We start from the raw sequence: 21,854 nt of genomic DNA on the forward strand, positions 1-21,854 counted from the left end.
CGGGGTGCGTACAAGAATCGCACCAGCCTTGCGCGGCAGGTGACAAGGCTGGCACTCATCCTGCAAGATGCGTCTCCATGGAACTGACCCCGCGCGAAAAAGACAAGCTGCTGATCTTCACGGCGGCCCTGCTGGCCGAGCGGCGCAAGGCCCGCGGCCTGAAGCTCAACTACCCCGAGGCAGTGGCCCTGATCACGGCCGCGATCATGGAGGGGGCCCGAGACGGCAAGTCGGTGGCCGCGCTGATGAGCGAGGGCAAGACCGTGCTCACGCGCGCCGACGTGATGGAGGGCGTGCCCGAGATGATCCCGGACATCCAGGTCGAGGCCACGTTTCCCGATGGCACCAAACTGGTGACCGTGCACCAACCCATTGCGTAAAACGTTCGAGCGCTTTTTTTTGGTGCGCTCACAGCTTCCGGAGGACTCCATGACCCGATTCGCCCTGCGCCTGGCCGCCCTGGCCCTGGCCGGCCTGCCCCTGTTGACCCTGGCCCACACGGGGGGCGATGGCAGCAGCCATCACGGCTTCCTGGAAGGATTGAGCCATCCCTTCACGGGCCTGGACCACCTGGCCGCCATGCTGGCCGTGGGCTACTGGAGTGCCTTGACCGCCCGCCGCGTCTGGGTCGCCCCCCTGGCCTTTGCCGTGCTGCTGACCGTGGGAGCCGGCCTGGGCCTGGGTGGCATCGAACTGCCCGCCATCGAACCCATGATTGCCGCGTCGCTGCTGGTGGTGGGCCTGCTGGCTGCCACCCGTGCCCGGCTGCCCGCCTTGGCCGGCGGTGCCCTGGTAGGGGGGTTTGCTCTCTTCCACGGCCTGGCACACGGCCTGGAGCTGGCGGGCGACGGGACCATCGCCCCCCTGCTGGGCATGCTACTGGGCACCGTGGTGCTGCATGCCGTCGGGATGCTGATCGGCCACCTGACCCGCGAGCGCAGCGCCTGGTGGCCCCGCCTGGCCGGCGGCGCCGTGGCCGCCTTCGGCGCCGCGCTGCTGCTGCCCCTCGTGGCCTGACGTCCAACGGAGGCCCCATGATCCCCGGCGAACTCCTCACCGACGGCCCCGACCATGCCCTGAACCCCGGCCGGCGCACGCTCACGCTGGTGGTGCAGAACACCGCCGACCGCCCCATCCAGGTGGGCTCGCACTACCACTTCGCGGAAACCAACGGCGCGCTGCAGTTCGACCGGGCCGCCGCGCGCGGCATGCGCCTGAACATTGCCTCGGGCACCGCCGTGCGCTTCGAGCCCGGCCAGCAACGCACGGTCGAGTTGGTCGACTATGCCGGCGACCGTGTCGTCTACGGCTTTCGCGGCCTCGTGCAAGGAAACCTGTGATGTCCACGATCCAACGACGCGCCTATGCCGAGATGTTCGGGCCCACCGTGGGCGACCGCGTGCGCCTGGCCGACACCGACCTCGTCATCGAGGTGGAGAAGGACTACACCCTGGCCGCTGGCGGCTACGGTGAGGAGGTGAAGTTCGGCGGCGGCAAGACCATCCGTGACGGCATGGGCCAAAGCCAGCGTGTCAATGGCCCCGGGGCGATGGACGCGATGGACTGCGTGCTCACGAACGCGCTCATCGTCGACCACTGGGGCATCGTCAAGGCAGACATCGGCATCAAGGGCTCGCGCATTGCCGCCATCGGCAAGGCCGGCAACCCCGATGTGCAGCCCGGCGTGGACATCGTCATCGGCCCGGGCACCGAGATCATCGCCGCCGAAGGCCTGATCGTCACGCCCGGCGGCATCGACACCCACATCCACTGGATCTGCCCGCAGCAGATCGAGGAAGCCCTGACCTCGGGCATCACCACGATGATCGGCGGGGGCACCGGCCCGGCCACCGGCACCTTCGCCACCACCTGCACGCCCGGCCCCGAGAACATCAAGCGCATGCTGCAGGCCGCCGAGGCCTTCCCGATGAACCTGGGCTTCTTCGGCAAGGGCAACGCCAGCCGGCCCGAGGCCCTGCAGCAGCAGGTGGAAGCCGGGGCCATCGGCCTGAAGCTGCACGAGGACTGGGGCACGACGCCCGCTGCCATCGACAACTGCCTGAGCGTGGCCGAAGCCGGCGACATCCAGGTGGCCATCCACACCGACACGCTCAACGAGAGCGGCTTCGTCGAGGACACCATCGCCGCCTTCAAGGGCCGCACCATCCACACCTTCCACACCGAAGGCGCGGGCGGCGGCCATGCCCCCGACATCCTCAAGGTGGTGGGCGAGGCCAATGTGCTGCCCTCCTCCACCAACCCGACACGGCCCTTCACCGTCAACACCATCGACGAGCACCTCGACATGCTCATGGTGTGCCACCACCTCGATGCGTCCATCGCCGAGGACCTGGCCTTTGCCGAAAGCCGCATCCGACGCGAGACCATCGCAGCCGAGGACATCCTGCACGACCTGGGCGCAATCAGCATGTTCTCGTCCGACAGCCAGGCCATGGGCCGGGTGGGCGAGGTCATCCTGCGCTGCTGGCAGACCGCGCACAAGATGAAGCAGCAGCGCGGCGCCCTGCCCGGCGACACCGCGCGCCATGACAACGCCCGCGTGAAGCGCTACCTCGCCAAGCTCACCATCAACCCCGCACTGGCCCACGGCATTGCGCACGAGGTGGGCAGCATCGAGGTGGGCAAGTGGGCCGACCTGGTGTTGTGGAAGCCGGCCTTCTTCGGCGTGAAACCCTCGCTCATCCTCAAGGGCGGCTTCATCGCCGCCGCCGCGATGGGCGACCCCAATGCCTCCATCCCCACGCCGCAACCCGTGCACTACCGCCCCATGTTCGGCAGCTTCGGCGGAGCGCTGTCGGCCACCTCGCTCACCTTCCTGAGCTCCTCGGCTTTCCAGTCCGGGGCCGCCGAGCGCTACGGCCTGCGCAAGGCCGTGGCCGCCGTGAAAGGCTGCCGCAGCGTGAAGAAGGCCGACATGGTGCACAACGCCTACGCCCCGCGCATGCAGATCGACCCACAGACCTACCAGGTCCACGCCGACGGCCAGTGGCTCACCTGCGAGCCCGCCACGGTGCTGCCGATGGCGCAGCGCTATTTCCTGTTCTGAACCCTCACCGGCGTACCATCGCAGGCATGCTGACCGTCAACAAACTCCTTCCCCAGGGCCAGGGTCTGGCCGCTGCGCTGCTCAAGCGGGCCGCCACGGTGGCGCTTAACTGGGACGTGCGCCAGAAGAGCCGCTTCGATGCCACCGACAGCCAGGGCCGCACCCTGGGTGTGTTCCTGCCGCGCGGCACCGTCGTGCGCGGCGGCGACGTGCTGGTGGCCGAGGATGGCTCGCTGATCCGCGTCGAGGCCGCACCCCAGCCGGTGCTGCGCGTCACCGCCTGCACCGAACACGGCTCGCCCTTCGACCTGCTGCGCGCGGCCTACCACCTGGGCAACCGCCATGTGCAGCTCGAACTGCAGCCTGACCATCTGCAGTTCGAACCCGACCACGTGCTGGCCGACATGCTGCGCCAGATGCGCCTGATCGTCACCGAGGTGCAGGCCCCTTTCGAGCCGGAAGGCGGCGCCTATGCGGCCGGTGGTCATGGCCACGCTCATGGACATGACCACGACGGTCACGCCCACTCGCCCCACGACCCTGGCCACGTGCACGGCCCCGGCTGCGGCCACCACCATCACTGAGATGTCGGCCTCCGCCACCTGGCTGCAACTGATGTGGCTGGCTTCACCGGCCTTGCCAGTGGGCGGCTTCAGTTACTCCGAAGGGCTGGAAGCGGCGGTGGAGGCTGGCCTCGTCACGAACGAAGCCCAGGCCAGTGACTGGCTCAGCGATCAGCTGCACCTCGCGCTCGGGCGGGCCGATGCGGCCGTGGTGGCCCAGGCGGTGCCTGCCTGGCAGTCCCATGACCTCGCCCGGCTCACGGCCCTGAACGACTGGGTGCGCCACACGCGCGAGTCGGCCGAGCTGCGCCAGCAGACCGAACAGATGGGCCGTTCTCTGGTGGACTGGCTGAACAACCGCGCAAGCGATGAACGTGTTGCCACGCTGGCCGCCTTGTCCCCCGCCCCCACCTATCCGGTGGCTTTCGCGCTGGCGGCTGCCCAGGCGGGCGCCACACCCGAACAGGCCCTGCTGTCCTTCAGCTTCGGCTGGGCCGAGAACATGGTGCAGGCGGCCCTCAAGGCCGTGCCACTGGGCCAGAGCGCCGGCCAGCGCATCCTCGCACGCCTGGCGGCAGAGATTCCCGACGTGGTGGCCACGGCCCTTGCGCTCAGCGACGCGCACCGCCAGGCCTTCACCCCCCGGCTGGCCATCCTGTCAGCCCAGCACGAACAGCAATACTCCCGACTCTTCCGATCATGAGCACCTCCCTGCATGCCATCCCCGGCCGAACCAAGAAACTGCCCCCCTTGCGTGTAGGCGTGGGCGGGCCCGTGGGCTCGGGCAAGACCACCCTCGTCGAGATGCTGTGCAAGACGATGCGCAACAGCTACGACCTGGTGGTGGTCACCAACGACATCTACACCAAGGAAGACCAGCGCCTGCTCACCGTGGCCGGTGCGCTGGAGCCCGAGCGCATCATGGGTGTGGAGACCGGCGGCTGCCCGCACACCGCGATCCGAGAAGACGCCTCCATCAACCTCGAAGCCGTCGATCGCATGCTGGCGAAGTTCCCGAATGCCGACATCGTCTTCATCGAAAGTGGCGGCGACAACCTGGCCGCCACCTTCAGCCCGGAACTGTCTGACCTCACGATCTACGTGATCGACGTGGCCGCCGGCGAGAAGATCCCGCGCAAGGGCGGCCCCGGCATCACCAAGAGCGACCTCTTCGTGATCAACAAGACCGACCTCGCGCCCTATGTGGGTGCCAACCTCGACGTGATGGCCGCCGACACCGCGCGCATGCGGCCAGGCCGCCCCTGGGTGATGACCAACCTCAAGACCCGCGAAGGCCTCGATCAGGTCATCGACTTCATCGAAACGAAAGGCCTGCTGAAGGCTTGAGCCCGCCGCTTCAGCGCAGGCCGCCGACGCCGCGCAACGCCGCCACCATGCCCTCGCCCACGGCGGCACCGAAGCGTTTGGCCAGGCGTTCGGCCACGTTCTCGCGCGGCGTGTAGTCGATGATGTCCTCGGCCTTGACCACCTCGCGAGCGACGTAATCCAGGCTGCCGTAGCGGTCGGCCAGGCCCAGGTCGATGGCCTGCTGGCCACTCCAGACCAGGCCCGAGAAGGCCTCGGTCTGGTTGCTCAAGCGTTCACCACGCCCTTCACGCACCTCGGCAATGAACTGCTGGTGGATCTGGTCGAGCAGGGCCTGGGCATAGGCCTTGTGCTGCTCGGTCTGGGGCGAGAAGGGGTCGAGGAAACCCTTGTTCTCGCCGGCCGTGAGCAGGCGGCGCTCAACCCCCAGCTTGTCCATCAACCCGGTGAAGCCGAAGCCGTCCATCAGCACGCCGATGGAGCCCACCAGCGAGGCCTTGTCCACGAACACTTCGTCGGCCGCCGCGGCGATGTAGAAGGCCGCCGAAGCGCACATCTCCTCGCACACCGCGTAGACCGGCTTGCCATGCTGCTGCCGCAGCCGCTCGATCTCGTCGTTGACCATGCCGGCCTGCACCGGGCTGCCCCCGGGCGAGTTGATGCGCAGCACCACGGCCTGCGCGCCGCTGTCCTCGAAGGCGTTGCGCAGGGCCGCGATGAGGTTCTCCGCACTGGCGGGCGCATCCGCCGAGATTTCGCCGCGCACATCGATCAGCGCGGTGTGCGGCGTGCTGGGCGCCGAGGCTTGTAGCCCCTGCCGGTACAACAGCACCAGCAGCGCCAGGGCCAGCAGCAGCCAGGCCAGGCGGAAGAAGATGCGCCAGCGCCGCTCGCGCCGCCGGTCATCGAGATAGGCCTGGGCCAGACGGGCGATGGCGTCGTCCCCGGTCCCTCGGGCCGGGGTGGTGGGAAGGGGGGTCTCGGGTTCCATGGGGTCCTGATGGAAAGGAGGGTCGTCGTTGTGCATGGGCTGGAAAGGGGTTTCAGTCGGTCAACGCCGGCTGCACGTCGTCGCTGGGATACCAATAGACCTTGCCGTCACGTTCGACCACCGGCACCTCGATCAGGCGCGAGCGCACGCAAGGTCCCCCCACGCATTCGCCGCTGCGCGGGTCATAGACCGCCCCGTGGATGGAGCAGATGATCCATTCGCGGCTGTCGTCGAGGAACTCGCCGGGCTGCCAGTCCATCTCGGCCGGCACATGGGCGCAGCGGTTCACGTAGGCCACGGCCCGGCCCTCGAAGCGCAGCGCAAAGGCCCGCACGTGTTCGTTCCACAGCCGCACGTCGAAAAGCACAGCCTTGCCGCGCTCGGTCAGCGCCTGCGAATCGCACAGCTCGATGCCCGGGTTCATGCGTGAGCCTCCAGCCAGCGGTGCAGCTCGGGCACCGAGCCGGCAATGAAACGGGGCGCCAGCTCGCGCAGCGCCGCCGGGTCGTGGGCGCCGTAGCTCACCGCCACGCCTACCGCGCCGGCATTGGCCGCAAGCTGCAGGTCGTGCACGGTGTCGCCGATCATCAGCGTGCGCTCGGGCTGCGTGCCGAATTCGCGCATCAGCTCCAGCAGCATGCGCGGGTCGGGCTTGGAGGCCGTCTCATCGGCGGTGCGCGTGCCGTCGAAGAGGCCCTGGAGCTGCACGCTGCGCAGCGCCTCGTCCAGCCCACGGCGCGACTTGCCGGTGGCCACGGCCAGCCAGTGGTGGCGTTGCTTGAGCGCCTGCAGCATCGCCAGGCTGCCTTCGAACAGCACCAGCTCGTGCTGTTGTGCGAAGTAATGATGCCGGTAGCGCCGACCCAGCTCGGGATAGCGCTCCACCGGCAGTCCAGGCACCACCTGCTGCAGGGCATCGTGCAGGCCCAGACCGATCACGTAGGCGGCCTCACGCTCACCGGGCACGGGCAGGCCCAGGTCGGCGCAGGCCGCCTGGATGCAGCGCACGATCAGTGCCGTGGAATCGAACAAGGTGCCATCCCAGTCGAAGACGATCAGGTCGAACTGGCGGGGTCGCTGGCTCATAGGTGTTGGAGCAATTCTGCGCATTCGCGCGGCAAGGGCGATTCGAGCTCGAGGGGCTGCCCGGTGGCCGGATGGTCAAAACGCAAGCGCCGCGCATGCAGGAACATGCGGGCGAAGCGGTGGCCCGCAAGGGCCTGCCCCCGTGCCCAGGCCCGGTTCAGCGCGAAGTCGCCGTATTTGTCATCGCCGACGATCGGATGGCCCTCGTGGGCCAGGTGCACGCGGATCTGGTGGGTGCGGCCGGTCTTGATGGTCACGTCCAGCAAGGTGTAGTCGGCAAAGGCCTGCACCACCTGCACCAGGGTGATCGAGCGCCGCCCCTCCTCGGCACCAGGGGCAACAGCGCGCACCCGCCGCTCGCCCTCGCCGGTGAGGTATTTGTGCAGCGGCACGTCGATGACCTTCTTGTGGGCCGGCCAGGCCCCGATCACCAGGGCGGCGTAGGTCTTGCCCGTCTCGCGGCTGCGGAACTGGTCCTGCAGGGCCGTCAGCGCACTGCGCTTCTTGGCGATGAGCAGCAGGCCCGAGGTTTCCTTGTCCAGGCGGTGCACCAGCTCCAGCATCCTCGCCTGCGGCCGCGCCCTGCGAAGCTGCTCGATCACGCCGAAGCTCACGCCGCTGCCGCCATGCACGGCCACGCCGGCCGGCTTGTCCACGGCGAGCAGGTGCTCGTCTTCGTAGACGACGGGGAACTCGCGCGCCGGCGTGAGCGCTTGCTCACCGCGCGCGGCCAGGCGCACCGGCGGCACACGGACCTCGTCGCCCAGGGCCAACCGGGTGTCGGCCGTGGCACGGCCCTTGTTCACCCGCACCTCGCCGCTGCGCACGATGCGGTAGATGAGCGACTTGGGCGCCCCCTTGAGTGTCTTGGCCAGGAAGTTGTCCAGACGCTGGCCCGCCGACGCTTCATCGACGACGACATGGCGCACCGCGGGCCCCGGCGCCACACCGCTGCGCGCAGCCGGCGGTTTCGCCCGTATAATCTGTTGCACCACGTTTGCGTTGTAAGTGTTTGATTTGCAAGAGTTTACCCGTCCCGCTCCGGCGGGGGCGGTCCGAGGGCTCTCAAACACCCAGCGCCGGCGGGTCGGCCGTCGGCACGCACAGTCTGTGAGTGAGTGTCGGTGGCCACAAGAGTTGATGCAGCGTGGGCCCGTGGCTGCGGGTCGTCTCCCAAGGTGAGCCGACGGCAGTGAACACGGCCCGCGTCAGAGCCAACGCACACAAGAACCCAACAACAAGGTTTTCCGGCCGCAGGCCGGCACCGCTTGCGAGACAGTCCCGCCCCCCGGCGCGCCCCGATCTCGGAAGCACCGCCTGCAGCCTTGCGTTCAGTGATCCCATGCGGACCCTGCCTTCCGGCCTCCTTCCTCCACCGCATCGCTGCGGCATGACACCGGCCCTGCGGTTGCGCCGGCACGTCCCGCGGCTCGGCGTCGGGAGGGCGTCCGGTGCCTCCGGCCCGGGGCCGCAGCGGCGCCCGTCGTCCGCTGTCCAGTTCACTCCTCGCACGCGCCAACGCGGCTGACCCGGCGGAAGCTTCCGCCGCGCCGACCGTCCAGGGCGATTCCTTCCGGTTCCTGATTGCGTTCCTCGTGCATCGTTGAGCCGCCCCCCGGTCGTCGAGCCGGTGGCGGCATGTGGTTGTGCCTGTGCGGGCCCCGCGGGCCGCTCGGGTGAAGGAGTGCACATGAAACGCATGCTGATCAACGCGACGCAGCAGGAAGAGCGTCGCCTGGCCATCGTCGACGGCCAGAAGCTTCTCGATTTCGAGACCGAGATCGAAGGGCGCGAACAGCGCAAGGGCAACATCTACAAGGCCGTCGTCACCCGCGTCGAGCCCTCGCTGGAAGCCTGCTTCGTCGATTACGGCGAGGACCGCCACGGCTTCCTGCCCTTCAAGGAGATCTCGCGTCAGTACTTCAAGGAGGGCGTCGACGTCCGCAACGCCAAGATCGCCGACGTCATAAAGGAAGGCCAGGAACTGCTGGTCCAGGTGGAAAAGGAAGAGCGCGGCAACAAGGGCGCGGCGCTGACCACCTTCATCTCGCTGGCTGGCCGCTACCTGGTGCTGATGCCCAACAACCCCCGTGGCGGCGGCGTCTCGCGCCGCATCGAGGGCGAGGACCGCGAGGAACTCAAGGAAGCCCTGGACCAGCTCGACTACCCCAAGGGGATGAGCCTGATCGCCCGCACCGCTGGCATCGGCCGCAGCGTGGCCGAGCTGCAGTGGGACCTCAACTACATGCTCAAGCTGTGGGCCGCCATCGACGAGGCCGCCAAGGCCGGCAAGGGCGCCTTCCTGATCTATCAGGAGTCCTCACTCGTCATCCGCGCCATCCGCGACTACTTCACCTCGGACATCGGCGAGATCCTCATCGACACCGATGACATCTACGAGCAGGCCCGCCAGTTCATGAATCACGTGATGCCCGAGATGGCGCACCGCGTGAAACGCTACCGTGACGATGCCCCGCTGTTCAGTCGCTTCCAGATCGAACATCAGATCGAGACGGCCTTCTCGCGCACAGTGAACCTGCCCTCGGGCGGAGCCATCGTGATCGACCACACCGAGGCCCTGGTGTCCATCGACGTCAACTCGGCCCGCGCCACCCGCGGCAGCGACATCGAGGAAACCGCCACCCGCACCAACCTCGAAGCGGCCGACGAGATCGCCCGCCAGATGCGGCTGCGCGACCTGGGCGGCCTGATCGTCGTGGACTTCATCGACATGGAGGAGTCCAAGAACCGCCGCGAGGTCGAGCAGCGCCTGCGCGACGCGGTGCGCCCCGACCGCGCCCGCGTGCAGCTCGGCGCGATCAGCAAGTTCGGTCTGCTCGAACTGTCGCGCCAGCGCCTGCGCCCGGCCCTGAGTGAGGGCAGCCACATCACCTGCCCGCGCTGCAACGGCACCGGCCACATCCGCGACACCGAATCCTCGGCCTTGCAGATCCTGCGCATGGTGCAGGAAGAGGCCATGAAGGAGAACACCGCCGCGGTGCACGTGCAGGTGCCGGTGGAGGTGACCAGCTTCTTGCTCAACGAGAAGCGCACCGAGATCACCAAGATCGAACTGAAGCAGCGCGTCACCGTCATCCTGGTGCCCAACAAGCACCTCGAGACCCCCAACTACAAGCTCGAGCGTCTGCGCCACGACGATCCGCGCCTGGAGAACCTGCAGGCCAGCTATACGATGATCGAGGAGCCTGACGATGAGGTGGGCATCACCCGTCGTCGCGACGCCAACGAGAAGGGCCGCTCCAAGCAGGAACCGGTGATCAAGGGCATCCTGCCCGAAACCCCGGCCCCCGTGGCCGCGCCCAAGCCCGAGCCGGCCGCCCCGGCGCCCGCGCCCGCGGCGGCCCCGCCGGTGGCGGCCCCTGTGCCGGCCAGCGGTGGCTTCTTCGGCTGGCTGAAGAAACTCTTTGCCGGCCGCCCCGAAGCGCCAGCCCCAGCCGCCGCGCCTGCGCAGGCCCAGCCTGCCGCCAAGGAAGGCAAAGCCGAGCGTGGTGAAGGTCGTCGAGGCGAAGGACGCCGCAGCGGCCGCGGGGGTGAACGCGGCGAGGGCCGTCGCGACGGCCGGGGCGGGCGCGGGGACGTGCGTGTGGACGCCCACGGTGAGGGAGGACGCAACAACGCACATGCCAACGGGGGCGGAGAGAGCCGCGGACGCCATGGCGAAGCGCGTGCCGAGGCCGCCGAAGCCCCGCCGCAGCGCGGCGCACGCGGCGGCGAAGGCCGTAGCAGCGAGGCGCGTGGCGAGGCGCGCCAGGACGGCCGCCGCAACGCGCCCCGCCCCGAGCGCGAAGCCGCCGCGGCGCCGGACGCCGAGGAGGGCACCGCCTTTGTCGACACCGTGCCCCAGGACCAGGGCGAAGCCTCGGCCGAAGGCCCCCGCGAGGCAGGCCGCCGCCGCCGCCGTGGAGGTCGTGGGCGCCGTGAGCGCGAGGCTGGCGTGGAAGGCCTGGCACCCGACCAGGACAGCCTGAGCCCCGAGGCCGTGGCGGAGCCCGAGTCCCCGGTCGAACCGGTGCAAGCCGATGCCTCGCCCGAGGAGGCCTCCAGCGCCGATGTCGCCCAAGGGGAGGGCCGCCGGGGCCGGGGGCGTGACCGCTACCGTCGTGAGCGCCGCCCTCAGGAAGGCACCGAGGCGCCGGTGGAAACGACCGCCGCTGAAGCCCCCGCTCCTGCGGTGGACGCCGCACCGTCGGCCCCGGTGGCGGCCGCGCATCCTCAGCCGGTGGTGCCGCACTATGAGCTGCCGCTGTCCAGCCTCCACGAACTGGCCGCCTCCGCCGGCCTGGAGTGGGTGCATTCCGATGCGGACAAGGTGCGTGCCGCTCAGGCGCTGATCGCCAACACGCCCCAGCCCATCCGCGTGCCGCGCGAGCGCAAGCCCGTGGTGGCGCTGGACGAGGGCCCGCTGGTGCTGGTCGAGACCCGCAAGGACCTCTCCCAGATCACCCTGCCCTTCGAGGCCGTCCAGGCCCAGCAGCAACAGCAGCAGTGAGGCTCAGGGCAGGCGCGCCAGCGCCTGCTGGTAGGGCGCGTGATACATCAGCTCGTCCCAGGCCAGCGCAGCGGCCTGGGGCAGCAGGCCCACCCGCCGCGCCTCGCTGTCGGCGCTCGGCGCCCACTGGCCGCGCTCGCGGGCGTCCCACAGCCCGTCCAGCAGGGCGTCCAGCGCCGCCCCGCCGTCCACCACCGACTGGTTGCACAGCAGCACCAGGTCGCAGCCGGCGCGCAGGGCGGCCACGGCCCCCTGCACGGCATCGCCCATCACGCTGGCGCCCTGCATGCTCAGGTCGTCGCTGAAGATCGCACCGGTGAAGCCCAGTCGGCCCCGCAGGATGTCCTGCAGCCAACGGCGGGAAAAGCCCGCCGGCAAGGCATCGACCTTGGGATAGATCACGTGGGCCGGCATCACCGAGGCCAGCGAGGTGCTCAACCATTCGTAGGGCTTCGCATCATCGGCCAGGATGGCCTTGAGCGAGCGGCGGTCCACGGGGATGTCCACGTGCGAATCGGCCGCCACGTAGCCATGGCCGGGGAAATGCTTGCCGCACGACTGCATGCCGGCCAGCAGCAGGCCGTGCATCACGCTCTTGGCCAGCAGCGTCGCGACACGCGCATCGCGATGGAAGGCCCGGTCGCCGATCACACCGCTTTGTCCATGGTCGAGGTCCAGCACCGGCGTGAAGCTGAAGTCCACGCCGCAGGCGCGCAGCTCCGAGGCCAGCACATAGCCACAGGCCGTGGCCGCTTCGGTGGCGCGCAGGGCATCGTCCATCCACAACTCGCCCAGGCGGCGCATTGGCGGCAGGTGGGTGAATCCGTCCGTGCGGAAGCGCTGCACACGCCCGCCTTCGTGGTCCACACAGATCAGCACATCCGGGCGCAGGCTCTTCACCTCGGCCGTCAGCCCGATGAGCTGGCGGCGGTCGACCCAGTTGCGCGCAAACAGGATCAGGCCGCCAGTCAGCGGGTGCTGCAAGCGGCGGCGGTCGTTGTCGTCCAGCGCGGTGCCGGCGATGTCGAGGACCACCGGGGCATGCTCGGGCAGCAGGCTCATCTCACTCCTTCGTTTCCACCACCACGAAGCTGGCGGCGTAGTCGGTTTCGTCGGTCAGGCTCACGTGGGCCCGCAGGTGGCGGGCCTCGAACCAGGCGGCCAGTTCGCCATGCAAACGGATCTCGGGCTGGCCGCTCGGTGCCTTGACGATCTCGCAGGCGCGCCAGGTCATCGGCAGGCGCAGGCCCAGGCCGATGGCCTTGGAGAAGGCCTCCTTGGCCGAAAAGCGCGTGGCCAGGTAGCGCACGCCCCGCGAGGGCACCCTGGCGCGGCGCTGGCGAAAGACCTCGATCTCATGCGGGCCCAGCACCTTGAGCGCAAAGCGCTCGCCATGGCGCTGCAAGGCCGCCTCGATGCGACGGACGTCGCAGATGTCGGTGCCAATGCCGTAGATCACGCGCGCTGCCTCGCCCGCACGGCTTCGGCCTTGAAGTCGGCGATGGCCTGGCGCAGGCCCACGAAGACGGCATGGCCGATCAGCGCATGGCCGATGTGCAGCTCGGCCACGTCGGGCAGGGCCGCGATCGCCGCAGTGCTGCTCGGGCCGGGATGCGGCGCCGGGCGGTCCCACACCGCCAGGCCATGGCCCGCGTTGGTCTGCAGCCCGAGCGAGCGCCCCAGGCGCAGGCCCTGCTCGATGCGGGTCAGCTCGGACTGCATCGCGCCCGCCTCCTGGGCCCACCAGGCCTCGGCGTAGGCGCCGGTGTGGATCTCGATGCAGGGCGCACCGGCGCGGGCGCTGGCCTCGATCTGCGCCGGGTCGGCCCCGATGAAAAGCGAGACGCGGCAGCCGGCCGCCGCCAGCCGCGCACAGGCCTCCTGCACACGGCCGAACTGTCCGACCACATCCAGGCCGCCTTCGGTGGTGACCTCCTGGCGGCGCTCGGGCACCAGGCAGACATGTTCCGGGCGGATCTGTTCGATCAGGCCCAGCATCTCGTCGGTCACGGCCGCCTCGAAGTTCAGCGGCACGTGCAGCGCGGCTTTCAGACGGTGCACGTCGTCGTCACGGATGTGCCGCCGATCCTCACGCAGATGGAAGGTGATGATGTCGGCTCCGGCCTGGACGGCCAGCTCGGCAGCCGCCACCGGGTCCGGAAAGCGGCCGCCGCGCGCATTGCGCAGCGTGGCCACGTGGTCGATGTTCACGCCCAGCAAAGGCGCGTTCGGGGTGCCGGAGAGAATCATGGTTGCTGGAGTTCCATCAGGAGCTGGCGGGTGCGCAGCACGGGCGTGCCCAGATGATAGTGAAGCAGGCTGCGCAGCGCCGGTTTGAGCTCGGGCAAAGCCCGCCGGCACACCTGCTGTACGGCCGCCAAACCCTGCTCGCCGCCGGCCGTCTCCAGGGCCTGCTGGGCCTCGCGCAGCCAGTCCCCGCGCAGGCCGGCCTCACCGGGTCTGGCCGAACACACCCCCGCTTCGGCATCCAAACCATAGCGCGCGGCATCGCGCACCGGCTGCTGGGTCAGGGTCTCGGTGTGCAGCTCGGGCAGCACGCCGATCTCGCGCAGCAGCGCCAGCTCGAAGGCCCGCAAGGCCGCCTGCACGCCGGCGTCCTCGCCGCCGGCCAATGCCGGCAAGGTCGCGGCATAGTGGTCGAACAAGTGCGGATGGGCGTCCGAGCGGGCCAGCAGCTTCATCAGCAGCTCGTTGAGGTAGAAGCCGGTGAGCAGGGCCGCGCCGGTGGGCATCGGCAGCCCTCCCGCCCAATCGGCGGTCTTCAGGGTGTGCACCTCGGCCCCGTCCTCGTCGCGGCTGCTGTAGCTCACCAACAGACGCTGGAAGGGCAGCAGCACCGGACGCAACTGCGAATACGGCCGCTTGGCCCCTTTGGCCACCACCGCCACACGGCCGTGGTGGCGGGTGAAGAGGTCGAGGATCAGGCTCGACTCGCTCCAGTCGTAGTGGTGCAGCACATAGGCCGGCTCGCCCGCCACGCGGTGCGCATGCCGCCGGCCGCCCGAGGTGCGCGTGGCCATGGTGCGGCGCGCGGCCTACTCGTAGCCGTAGGAGCGCAGCCGCTCCTCGTCATCGGCCCAGCCCGAGCGCACCTTGACCCACAGCTCGAGGAAGAGCTTCGCATCCATGAGCCGCTCCAGCTCCAGACGCGCCTCCATGCCGATGCGCTTGAGCCGCTCGCCGCCTTCGCCGATCACGATGCCCTTGTGGGCCTCGCGCTCGACGATGATGGTCGCGGCAATGCGGCGCAGGCGGCCTTCCTCCTCGAACTTGTCGATCACCACGGTGGAGGTGTAGGGCAGCTCGTCGCCCGTGAGGCGGAAGAGCTTCTCGCGGATCATCTCGCTCACGAGGAAGCGTTCGCTGCGGTCGGTCAGGGTGTCCTCGTCGTACCACCACGCCTGCTCGGGCAGGTAGGGCCGCACGATCCCGAGCAGGCGCCGCACGTCCTCGGGCCGCTTGGCCGACAGCGGCACGAATTCGGCGAAGGGATGACGCTCCTGCATGCTCTTGAGCCAGGGCGCCAGTTCGGCACGGCGCACCACCTTGTCCAGCTTGTTGGCCACCAGGATCACCGGCTTGTCCTGCGGCAACAGGGCCAGCACCTTGGCATCGTCCATGCCGTAGCGGCCGGCCTCGACCACGAAGAGCACCACATCGACGTCGGCCACCGATGACAGGACCGTGCGGTTGAGGGTGCGGTTCAGCGCATTGCTGTGCCGGGTCTGGAAGCCCGGGGTGTCGACGAAGATGTACTGGGTGTCGTCCAGGGTACGGACGCCGGTGATGCGGTGCCGCGTGGTCTGGGCCTTGCGCGAGGTGATGCTCACCTTCTGGCCCACCAGGGCATTGAGCAGCGTGGACTTGCCCACGTTGGGGCGGCCCACGATGGCCACCAGGCCGCAGCGTTGGCCGCTGCGAGGCTCGGCAGGAGGCAGGTTGAGGTCTTCGAGGTTCACGACGTCAGGGCGGCCGTGCCGCCGAAAAGGGCCACTCAGGGGTGCATGGACTTCAGATGGGCCAGCATGGCCTGGGCGGCTTGCTGCTCGGCTGCGCGTCGTGAGGCGCCCTCGCCCACCCGCTCGACCTGCAACGCCGCCACCGTGCAGCGTACGACAAATTCCTGACGGTGCGCCTGACCCCGGGTTTCCACGATGGCATAGGCGGGCACCGGCAGGCGCCGAGCCTGCAGCCATTCCTGCAGCTCGGTCTTGGGGTCCTTGGCCGAGGCCTGGAGATCGCCCTGGGCCAGCACCGGCTCGAAAAGCCGGCGCACCACGGCCTGGGCGGACTCGAAGCCGGCGTCCAGGTAGACCGCCCCGACGAGGGCCTCCAGCGCGTCGGCCAGGATGGACGGCCGCCGGGCCCCGCCGCTGCGGGCCTCGCCTTCGCTCAGGCGCACGCTGTCAGGCAGTTGCAGGGCCAGGGCGATGCGGTACAGGGACTCCTGCCGCACCAGATGGGCGCGCACGCGCGACAGGTCGCCCTCGTCGCTGCGGCCCAGGCGCTCGTAGAGCAGGCTGGAGACGGCCAGCCCCAGCACCGCATCGCCCAGGAACTCCAGACGCTCGTTGTGGTCGGCGCCGAAGCTGCGGTGCGTCAGCGCGGCGCGCAGCAGCGCAGGGTCGGCGAAGCGGTGCCCCAGGCGCCGCTGCAAGGCTTCCAGGGTCTCGCTCACAGGACGGCAGGGGAGGATCGCCGACGCCTCATCGCGAGCGGCCGCGGTATTTGATGAGCAGGTAGACCGGCTCGAACAGCTCGATCTCCTTGTCGTAGGCGAAGCTGACGACGATCTTCTCGTTGACCTTGGTGATCTCCAGGTCGGCCCCGGAGATCGAGGTGATGGCGTATTCGATCTGCTTCTGGCGCTCGAAGGCAGCCCGGATCTCAGGCACCGTGGTGCCGCCCTCCTGGGCCACCTTGTTGATCGCGCGCTGGATGGTCCAGTACTCGTTGAGGGTCGGGAACACGCGCATGGCCACCAGGGCGACGAAGCCGATCAGGACCGCCCAGAACAACAGGCCGATCAAGGTCACGCCGCGCTGCCGCTGCCGCAGGATAGGGATCATCGAGCTGCTCCTCGTGGTGATGACGGTGTTCTGGAGGGCCGGTCCGCTCACTGGAAGAAGGTGCCGACGCGGCTGAGGTTACCGAAATTCATCCAGATCAAAAAGGCCTTGCCGACGATGTTGGCCTCCGGCACGAAGCCCCAGTAGCGCGAATCCTGCGAATTGTCGCGGTTGTCGCCCATCATGAAGTAGTGCCCCTCGGGCACCTTGCAGACCACGCCCTCGGCGTTGTAGCGGCAGTGGTCACGGAAGGGGAAGTTGTCGACGGCCAGCATGAACGGCGGCACGTCCTTGTGGGTCAGCACCCGGTGCTCCACGTCCCCCAGCTTCTCGCTGTAGAGCTGGGCGTAGCGGCGGCCGTCCTCGTCGTAGTACTCGCCCAGCGGCTGCATCGGCACGGGCTGGCCGTTGATGCTCAGGCGTTTGTTCAGGTAGGCCACCTCGTCGCCGGGCACGCCCACCACGCGCTTGATGTAGTCGACGCGGGTGTCCAGCGGATAGCGGAAGACCATCACGTCGCCACGCTGAGGCGTGTGGTTGTCGATGATCTTGGTGTTGATCACCGGCAGACGCACGCCGTAGTGGTACTTGTTGACCAGGATGAGGTCGCCCACCAGCAGCGTGGGCACCATCGAGCCCGACGGGATCTTGAACGGCTCGAACAGGAACGAGCGCACCAGGAAGACCGCACAGATCACCGGAAAGAGGCCGGCCGTCCAGTCCAGCCACCACGGTTGCATCAGCAGCTTCTGGCGTGCCTCCTCGACGTTGCCGTCCACCTGCGCGATGCCCTGCTGCGCCAGCGCGGTGCGGCGCTGGGCCGCCTGCTCGGCCAGCCGGGCCGCCGCACGTTCACGCTGCGGCTTGAAGTGAAAGCGCTCGGCCAGCCAGTACAGCAGCGTCACCGCGGTCAGGAGAAAGAGCACGAGCGAGAAATTGCCGTGCCATTGGCCGAAATACCAGCCGCCGAGATAGACGGCCAGACAGGCGTACAGGACTGCAGTGAGCAGCGACAAGGGACTCTCCCAGCGTTTGTGTTCAGTCGTCGACCTGGAGGATGGCCAGGAAGGCTTCTTGCGGCACCTCGACCGTGCCGATCTGTTTCATGCGCTTCTTGCCGGCCTTCTGCTTTTCCAGCAGCTTGCGCTTGCGGGTGATGTCACCCCCGTAGCATTTTGCCAGTACGTTCTTGCGCAGCGCCTTGATGTTCTCGCGCGCGATGATGTTGCTGCCGATGGCCGCCTGGATGGCCACGTCGTACATCTGGCGCGGGATCTGCTCGCGCATCTTGGCCGCCACTGCACGGCCGCGGAACTGGGCCTGCGAACGGTGCACGATGATGGACAGCGCGTCCACCCGGTCACCATTGATCAGCAGGTCCACCTTGACCACGTCGGACGGACGGTACTCCTTGAACTCGTAGTCCATCGAGGCATAGCCACGGGAGATGGATTTGAGCTTGTCGAAGAAGTCGAGCACGATCTCGGCCAAGGGCATGTCATAGGTCAACATGACCTGACGGCCGTGATAGGCCATGTTGAGCTGCACGCCGCGCTTGTGGTTGCACAGCGTCATCACCGGGCCGACGTACTCCTGCGGCATGTACAGGTGCACCGTGACGATGGGTTCGCGGATCTCGCGGATGCGCCCCGGATCGGGCATCTTCGAGGGGTTCTCGACCTCGATGACCGTGCCGTCGTTGAGCTCCACCTGGTAGACCACGCTCGGCGCGGTGGTCACCAGGTCCTGGTCGAACTCACGCTCCAGCCGTTCCTGCACGATCTCCATGTGCAGCAGGCCCAGGAAGCCGCAGCGGAACCCGAAGCCCAGCGCCTGCGACACCTCGGGCTCGAAACGCAGCGAGCTGTCGTTGAGCTTGAGCTTCTCCAGTGCATCGCGCAATTGGTCGTACTCGCTGGACTCGCTGGGGTACAGGCCCGCGAACACCTGCGGCTGGATCTCCTTGAAGCCGGGCAACGGCTCGGCAGCCGGGCCGGCATTGTTGGGCAGCTTCTTCTCCACCGTGAGGGTGTCGCCCACCTTGGCGGCGGCCAGCTCCTTGATGCCGCAGATCACAAAGCCCACCTCGCCGGCGTTCAGCTCGGCGCGGTCCACCGACTTGGGCGTGAACACACCCAGGTGCTCGACCGGGTAGACGGCATTGGTGGCCATCAGGCGGATGCGCTCGCCCTTTTTCAAGCTGCCATCGACCACCCGCACCAGCATCACCACGCCCACGTAGTTGTCGAACCAGGCGTCGATGATCATCGCGCGCAGCGGGCCATCGGGCTGACCTTTGGGTGGCGGCATGCGGGTGACCACGGCCTCCAAGATGTCGTCCACCCCCAGGCCGGTCTTGGCCGAGCAGGGGATCGCCTCGGACGCGTCGATGCCGATGACGTCCTCGATCTCCGCCTTGGCGCGCTCGGGGTCGGCTTGGGGCAGGTCCATCTTGTTCAGGACGGGGACCACCTCCACGCCCAGGTCGAGCGCGGTGTAGCAGTTGGCCACCGTCTGAGCCTCGACCCCCTGGCTGGCGTCCACCACCAGCAAGGCCCCCTCGCAGGCCGACAGCGAGCGGCTCACTTCGTAGGAGAAGTCCACATGCCCGGGCGTGTCGATCAGGTTGAGGTTGTAGACCTGTCCGTCGCGGGCGGTGTACTGCAGGGCCGCCGTCTGGGCCTTGATCGTGATGCCCCGCTCCTTCTCGATGTCCATCGAGTCCAGCACCTGCGCCTCCATCTCGCGCTCGCTCAAGCCCCCGCAGCGCTGGATGATGCGATCGGCCAGGGTGGACTTGCCGTGGTCGATGTGGGCAATGATGGAGAAGTTGCGGATGTGCTTCATGGAACCGAAGGTGTGCGTCGCGACCTCCCGGGCCACAGGCCCGACACCGGGCAGCGATGCATCAGCGACAACGGGAGGGCCAGCAAAAAAAAGGCGCGTCGAATCGGCGACGCGCCTTCCAACAAAAGGCTTGGCAACTGCTTTGTTGGGCTTTCATTGTAGCCAAATCCACCCCCTTGGACACCGCGCCAGCCGGGGCTTGCAGCACGTTGCACGCCACCAACAGACAGAATATCAACAAGATATCCACAATCTCTTGTGGATGGCTTGGGGATAGTCCAGGCCGTCCCGGGGATCCTTCCGCAGCTGCATTGAAAGCGCGTCGAACCACCCCGGATTCTACCGAAGCACCAGCACAATCCTGGCCGCCCCGAACACCGTGAGCACACGCTCACATTTTTGAGCGCTGACTTATCAACACCCGAAGGGGCCGCCCAGTCGGGCGCGATCCCGGTGTCGTTCTCGCGATACGAAAAAACCCGGCGCCCTTGTCGGGTGCCGGGTCTGCCCAGGGGCCCCTTTGCGCCTTAGCGGGCGGGCCGGATCATCGTGTAGTGGGCCCACTCGCCGCGGCGGAAGAACACATTGAAAGGCCGCCCCTTGTCGAGCTTGGCCACCACGGCCTCGAACTGGCGCACATCGGAGACCTCGGTGTTGGCGATGGCCAGGATGACGTCGCCTTCGCGCAGGCCCGCACGGGCGGCCGCACCGTCGACGGATTCCACCCGCACGCCGCCCTTGACGCCCAGCGCCGCCTTCTGGGCCTCGGTGAGATTGGCCAGCGTCAGGCCCAGGCTCTGGGCCGCCCCGCTGCCCGGGGCGCTGCGGGGTTCGCTGCCGGCGACACGGCGCGGCGGGTCGGGTTCGAACTCGCCGACCAACACGCTGAGGTCCCGGTAGCTGCCGCGACGGAACACCTGGACGGTGGCCTTGGTGCCCGGCTTGGTGTTGCCCACGATGCGCGGCAGTTCACCCGCCTTGTCGATCACGCGGCCATCGAAGCGCGTGATGATGTCGCCCGCCTCGATGCCCGCCTTGGCCGCCGGGCCATTGGGCTCCACGCTGCGCACCAACGCGCCGGTGGGCTGCCCCAGTCCGATGGACTCGGCCACGTCCTTGGTGATCTGGTCGATCTGCACCCCGATGCGCCCCCGGATCACGCGGCCCGTGGTGCGCAACTGGTCGGCCACACGCATGGCCTCGTCGATGGGGATCGCAAACGAGATACCCATGAAGCCGCCCGAGCGGCTGTAGATCTGCGAGTTGATGCCCACCACCTCGCCGCGCAGGTTGATCAGCGGGCCGCCCGAGTTGCCCGGGTTGATGGCCACGTCCGTCTGGATGAAGGGCAGGTAATCGCCGGTGTCGCGTGCCTTGGCACTGACGATGCCGGCGGTCACTGTGTTTTCCAGACCGAAGGGCGAGCCGATGGCCATCACCCATTCGCCCACGCGCAGGCGGTTGACGTCGCCGATGCGCACGGCCGGCAGGCCGGTGGCATCGATCTTGACCACGGCCACGTCGGTGCGGCGGTCGCTGCCGATGATGCGCGCCTTGAACTCGCGCTTGTCGGTGAGGGTCACGTAGACCTCATCGGCGCCTTCGACCACATGGGCGTTGGTCATCACGTAGCCGTCCGGGCTGATCACGAAGCCCGACCCGACGCCGCGCGGCACCTCCTCCTGCTGCCCCTGGCGCGGGCCGCCCCGCGGCGTGGGGGTGCCCGGCAGCGGCACGCCGAAGAAGCGCCGGAAGAACTCCTGCATCTCTTCGTCCATCTGCGGCCCCGCCCCAGGGCTGGCCGAGCGCGCACGCTCGGTGGTGCGGATGTTCACGACCGACGGGCCCACCCGCTCGGCCAGTTCGGCGAAGTCAGGCAGCGCAGCGGCCTGCGCCTGCACAGGCATGGAAGCCACCGCCAGGATCCAGGCGGTCGCCAAGGCCATCAAGGCGGCCAGGACACGTCGAGACATCGCGGGCACGACCGTGCCCAGGTGCATTGCTGTTTTCATCTCTCACCTCAACACTGGGCCCGCAGTGCACACGGCCACGCCCCCGCGACAGCCGTTCACTGCGGCTTCTTGCGCTCCAGGCCCCGGACGAACTCGTTGAGCGTGGCGGCTGGCACCTCGCCCACGGCAGTCACCCACCAGGCCCCGTGGCGCCTCATGAGCGTATGGGTCGCCCCCATGCTCATCAGCACTTCCTTGCGATGCCGGCTGGCATCATAGGGTTCCACGAAAATCGAGACATGGGCCAGGCCGTCGGAGAAGATGGTCTGGAGCATGCTGCCACGCTCGCCGCCGTCGGACGCACCGCTGACGTCGGGCGCCCCATCCACGGCATTGCTGCTGCGCTTGACACAACTCACATA

General features: G+C 68.4%; 23 protein-coding genes. 8 read left to right on the top strand and 15 right to left on the bottom strand.

From position 1 onward, the window contains the following. Window positions 1–77: 77 nt before the first annotated feature. Genes ACK42S_RS02080 through ureG form a run of 7 tightly spaced genes read left to right on the top strand, consistent with a single transcriptional unit; the run spans window position 78 to window position 4,977 of the window. Window positions 78–380 (top strand): urease subunit gamma, encoded by a 303-nt coding sequence (locus ACK42S_RS02080; RefSeq protein ID WP_409702735.1) that lies wholly within the window; start codon window positions 78–80, stop codon window positions 378–380. Window positions 381–429: 49 nt separating this feature from the next. After that, window positions 430–1,017 carry a HupE/UreJ family protein gene (locus ACK42S_RS02085; RefSeq protein WP_409702737.1) on the top strand — a complete coding sequence of 196 codons (588 nt, stop codon included), beginning with the start codon at window positions 430–432 and terminating at the stop codon, window positions 1,015–1,017. Between the two features lie 17 nt (window positions 1,018–1,034). Then, complete coding sequence (locus tag ACK42S_RS02090) at window positions 1,035–1,340, top strand: urease subunit beta (protein ID WP_409702739.1); 306 nt, start codon at window positions 1,035–1,037, stop codon at window positions 1,338–1,340. Next, window positions 1,340–3,067, top strand: coding sequence for an urease subunit alpha (gene ureC, locus ACK42S_RS02095; protein WP_409702741.1), 1,728 nt, complete (start codon window positions 1,340–1,342; stop codon window positions 3,065–3,067). The genes ACK42S_RS02090 and ureC overlap by 1 nt, the downstream gene beginning before the upstream one ends. Before the next feature lie 26 nt (window positions 3,068–3,093). Continuing rightward, window positions 3,094–3,651 carry an urease accessory protein UreE gene (ureE, locus tag ACK42S_RS02100; protein WP_409702743.1) on the top strand — a complete coding sequence of 186 codons (558 nt, stop codon included), beginning with the start codon at window positions 3,094–3,096 and terminating at the stop codon, window positions 3,649–3,651. Next, complete coding sequence (locus ACK42S_RS02105) at window positions 3,572–4,333, top strand: urease accessory protein UreF (RefSeq protein WP_409702745.1); 762 nt, start codon at window positions 3,572–3,574, stop codon at window positions 4,331–4,333. The genes ureE and ACK42S_RS02105 overlap by 80 nt, the downstream gene beginning before the upstream one ends. After that, entirely contained in the window at window positions 4,330–4,977 is a 648-nt protein-coding gene (gene ureG, locus ACK42S_RS02110) for an urease accessory protein UreG (RefSeq protein ID WP_409702747.1), read from the top strand. The genes ACK42S_RS02105 and ureG overlap by 4 nt, the downstream gene beginning before the upstream one ends. A gap of 10 nt (window positions 4,978–4,987) precedes the next feature. On the opposite strand, the gene ACK42S_RS02115 is transcribed toward ureG, so the two are convergent. From ACK42S_RS02115 to ACK42S_RS02130, 4 genes are read right to left on the bottom strand one after another with little or no spacing between them, the layout of a single operon-like run. Further along, window positions 4,988–5,947: a S49 family peptidase gene (locus ACK42S_RS02115; RefSeq protein WP_409702749.1), complete on the bottom strand. Its 960-nt coding sequence runs from the start codon at window positions 5,945–5,947 to the stop codon at window positions 4,988–4,990. Window positions 5,948–5,999: 52 nt separating this feature from the next. Then, entirely contained in the window at window positions 6,000–6,371 is a 372-nt protein-coding gene (locus tag ACK42S_RS02120; protein ID WP_409702751.1) for a Rieske (2Fe-2S) protein, read from the bottom strand. Further along, the gene (locus tag ACK42S_RS02125) at window positions 6,368–7,033 is read right to left on the bottom strand and encodes an HAD family hydrolase (RefSeq protein WP_409702753.1); all 666 of its coding nucleotides are present in this window, start codon (window positions 7,031–7,033) and stop codon (window positions 6,368–6,370) included. The genes ACK42S_RS02120 and ACK42S_RS02125 overlap by 4 nt, the downstream gene beginning before the upstream one ends. Beyond that, a complete protein-coding gene (locus tag ACK42S_RS02130) occupies window positions 7,030–8,025 on the bottom strand; it encodes an RluA family pseudouridine synthase (protein ID WP_409702776.1) in 996 nt (331 codons plus the stop codon). The genes ACK42S_RS02125 and ACK42S_RS02130 overlap by 4 nt, the downstream gene beginning before the upstream one ends. A 698-nt stretch (window positions 8,026–8,723) precedes the next feature. On the opposite strand from ACK42S_RS02130, the gene ACK42S_RS02135 reads away from it, so the two are divergent. Continuing rightward, on the top strand, window positions 8,724–11,543 hold the full coding sequence (locus tag ACK42S_RS02135; RefSeq protein ID WP_409702755.1) for a ribonuclease E/G: 2,820 nt from the start codon (window positions 8,724–8,726) through the stop codon (window positions 11,541–11,543). Window positions 11,544–11,546: 3 nt separating this feature from the next. Here ACK42S_RS02135 and nagZ read toward each other — a convergent pair whose 3' ends face one another. The 11 genes from nagZ to ACK42S_RS02190 all read right to left on the bottom strand — a co-directional run. Next, window positions 11,547–12,596 (bottom strand): beta-N-acetylhexosaminidase, encoded by a 1,050-nt coding sequence (gene nagZ / locus ACK42S_RS02140; RefSeq protein WP_409702778.1) that lies wholly within the window; start codon window positions 12,594–12,596, stop codon window positions 11,547–11,549. 10 nt (window positions 12,597–12,606) lie between these two features. Next, window positions 12,607–13,002: a holo-ACP synthase gene (gene acpS, locus ACK42S_RS02145; protein WP_409702756.1), complete on the bottom strand. Its 396-nt coding sequence runs from the start codon at window positions 13,000–13,002 to the stop codon at window positions 12,607–12,609. After that, window positions 12,999–13,793, bottom strand: coding sequence for a pyridoxine 5'-phosphate synthase (locus ACK42S_RS02150; protein ID WP_409702758.1), 795 nt, complete (start codon window positions 13,791–13,793; stop codon window positions 12,999–13,001). The genes acpS and ACK42S_RS02150 overlap by 4 nt, the downstream gene beginning before the upstream one ends. Beyond that, the gene (gene recO / locus ACK42S_RS02155) at window positions 13,790–14,584 is read right to left on the bottom strand and encodes a DNA repair protein RecO (protein ID WP_409702760.1); all 795 of its coding nucleotides are present in this window, start codon (window positions 14,582–14,584) and stop codon (window positions 13,790–13,792) included. The genes ACK42S_RS02150 and recO overlap by 4 nt, the downstream gene beginning before the upstream one ends. Window positions 14,585–14,599: 15 nt before the next feature. Continuing rightward, window positions 14,600–15,523: a GTPase Era gene (era, locus tag ACK42S_RS02160; RefSeq protein ID WP_409702762.1), complete on the bottom strand. Its 924-nt coding sequence runs from the start codon at window positions 15,521–15,523 to the stop codon at window positions 14,600–14,602. A 35-nt stretch (window positions 15,524–15,558) separates the two neighbouring features. Further along, complete coding sequence (rnc, locus tag ACK42S_RS02165; protein ID WP_409702764.1) at window positions 15,559–16,242, bottom strand: ribonuclease III; 684 nt, start codon at window positions 16,240–16,242, stop codon at window positions 15,559–15,561. A gap of 28 nt (window positions 16,243–16,270) precedes the next feature. Continuing rightward, the gene (locus ACK42S_RS02170; RefSeq protein WP_409702766.1) at window positions 16,271–16,633 is read right to left on the bottom strand and encodes a DUF4845 domain-containing protein; all 363 of its coding nucleotides are present in this window, start codon (window positions 16,631–16,633) and stop codon (window positions 16,271–16,273) included. A 47-nt stretch (window positions 16,634–16,680) separates the two neighbouring features. Continuing rightward, window positions 16,681–17,649, bottom strand: a complete 969-nt coding sequence (gene lepB / locus ACK42S_RS02175) for a signal peptidase I (RefSeq protein ID WP_409702768.1) — start codon at window positions 17,647–17,649, stop codon at window positions 16,681–16,683. Window positions 17,650–17,671: 22 nt separating this feature from the next. Further along, window positions 17,672–19,480: a translation elongation factor 4 gene (lepA, locus tag ACK42S_RS02180; RefSeq protein ID WP_409702770.1), complete on the bottom strand. Its 1,809-nt coding sequence runs from the start codon at window positions 19,478–19,480 to the stop codon at window positions 17,672–17,674. A 527-nt stretch (window positions 19,481–20,007) separates the two neighbouring features. Next, window positions 20,008–21,492 (bottom strand): DegQ family serine endoprotease, encoded by a 1,485-nt coding sequence (locus ACK42S_RS02185; protein ID WP_409702772.1) that lies wholly within the window; start codon window positions 21,490–21,492, stop codon window positions 20,008–20,010. Window positions 21,493–21,548: 56 nt separating this feature from the next. Then, a partial coding sequence (locus ACK42S_RS02190; protein WP_409702774.1) for a MucB/RseB C-terminal domain-containing protein occupies window positions 21,549–21,854 on the bottom strand: 306 nt, incomplete at its 5' end.

Origin of the sequence: Caldimonas sp. (assembly GCF_046289365.1) — a bacterium.
Taxonomy (GTDB): Bacteria; Pseudomonadota; Gammaproteobacteria; order Burkholderiales; family Burkholderiaceae_C; genus Caldimonas.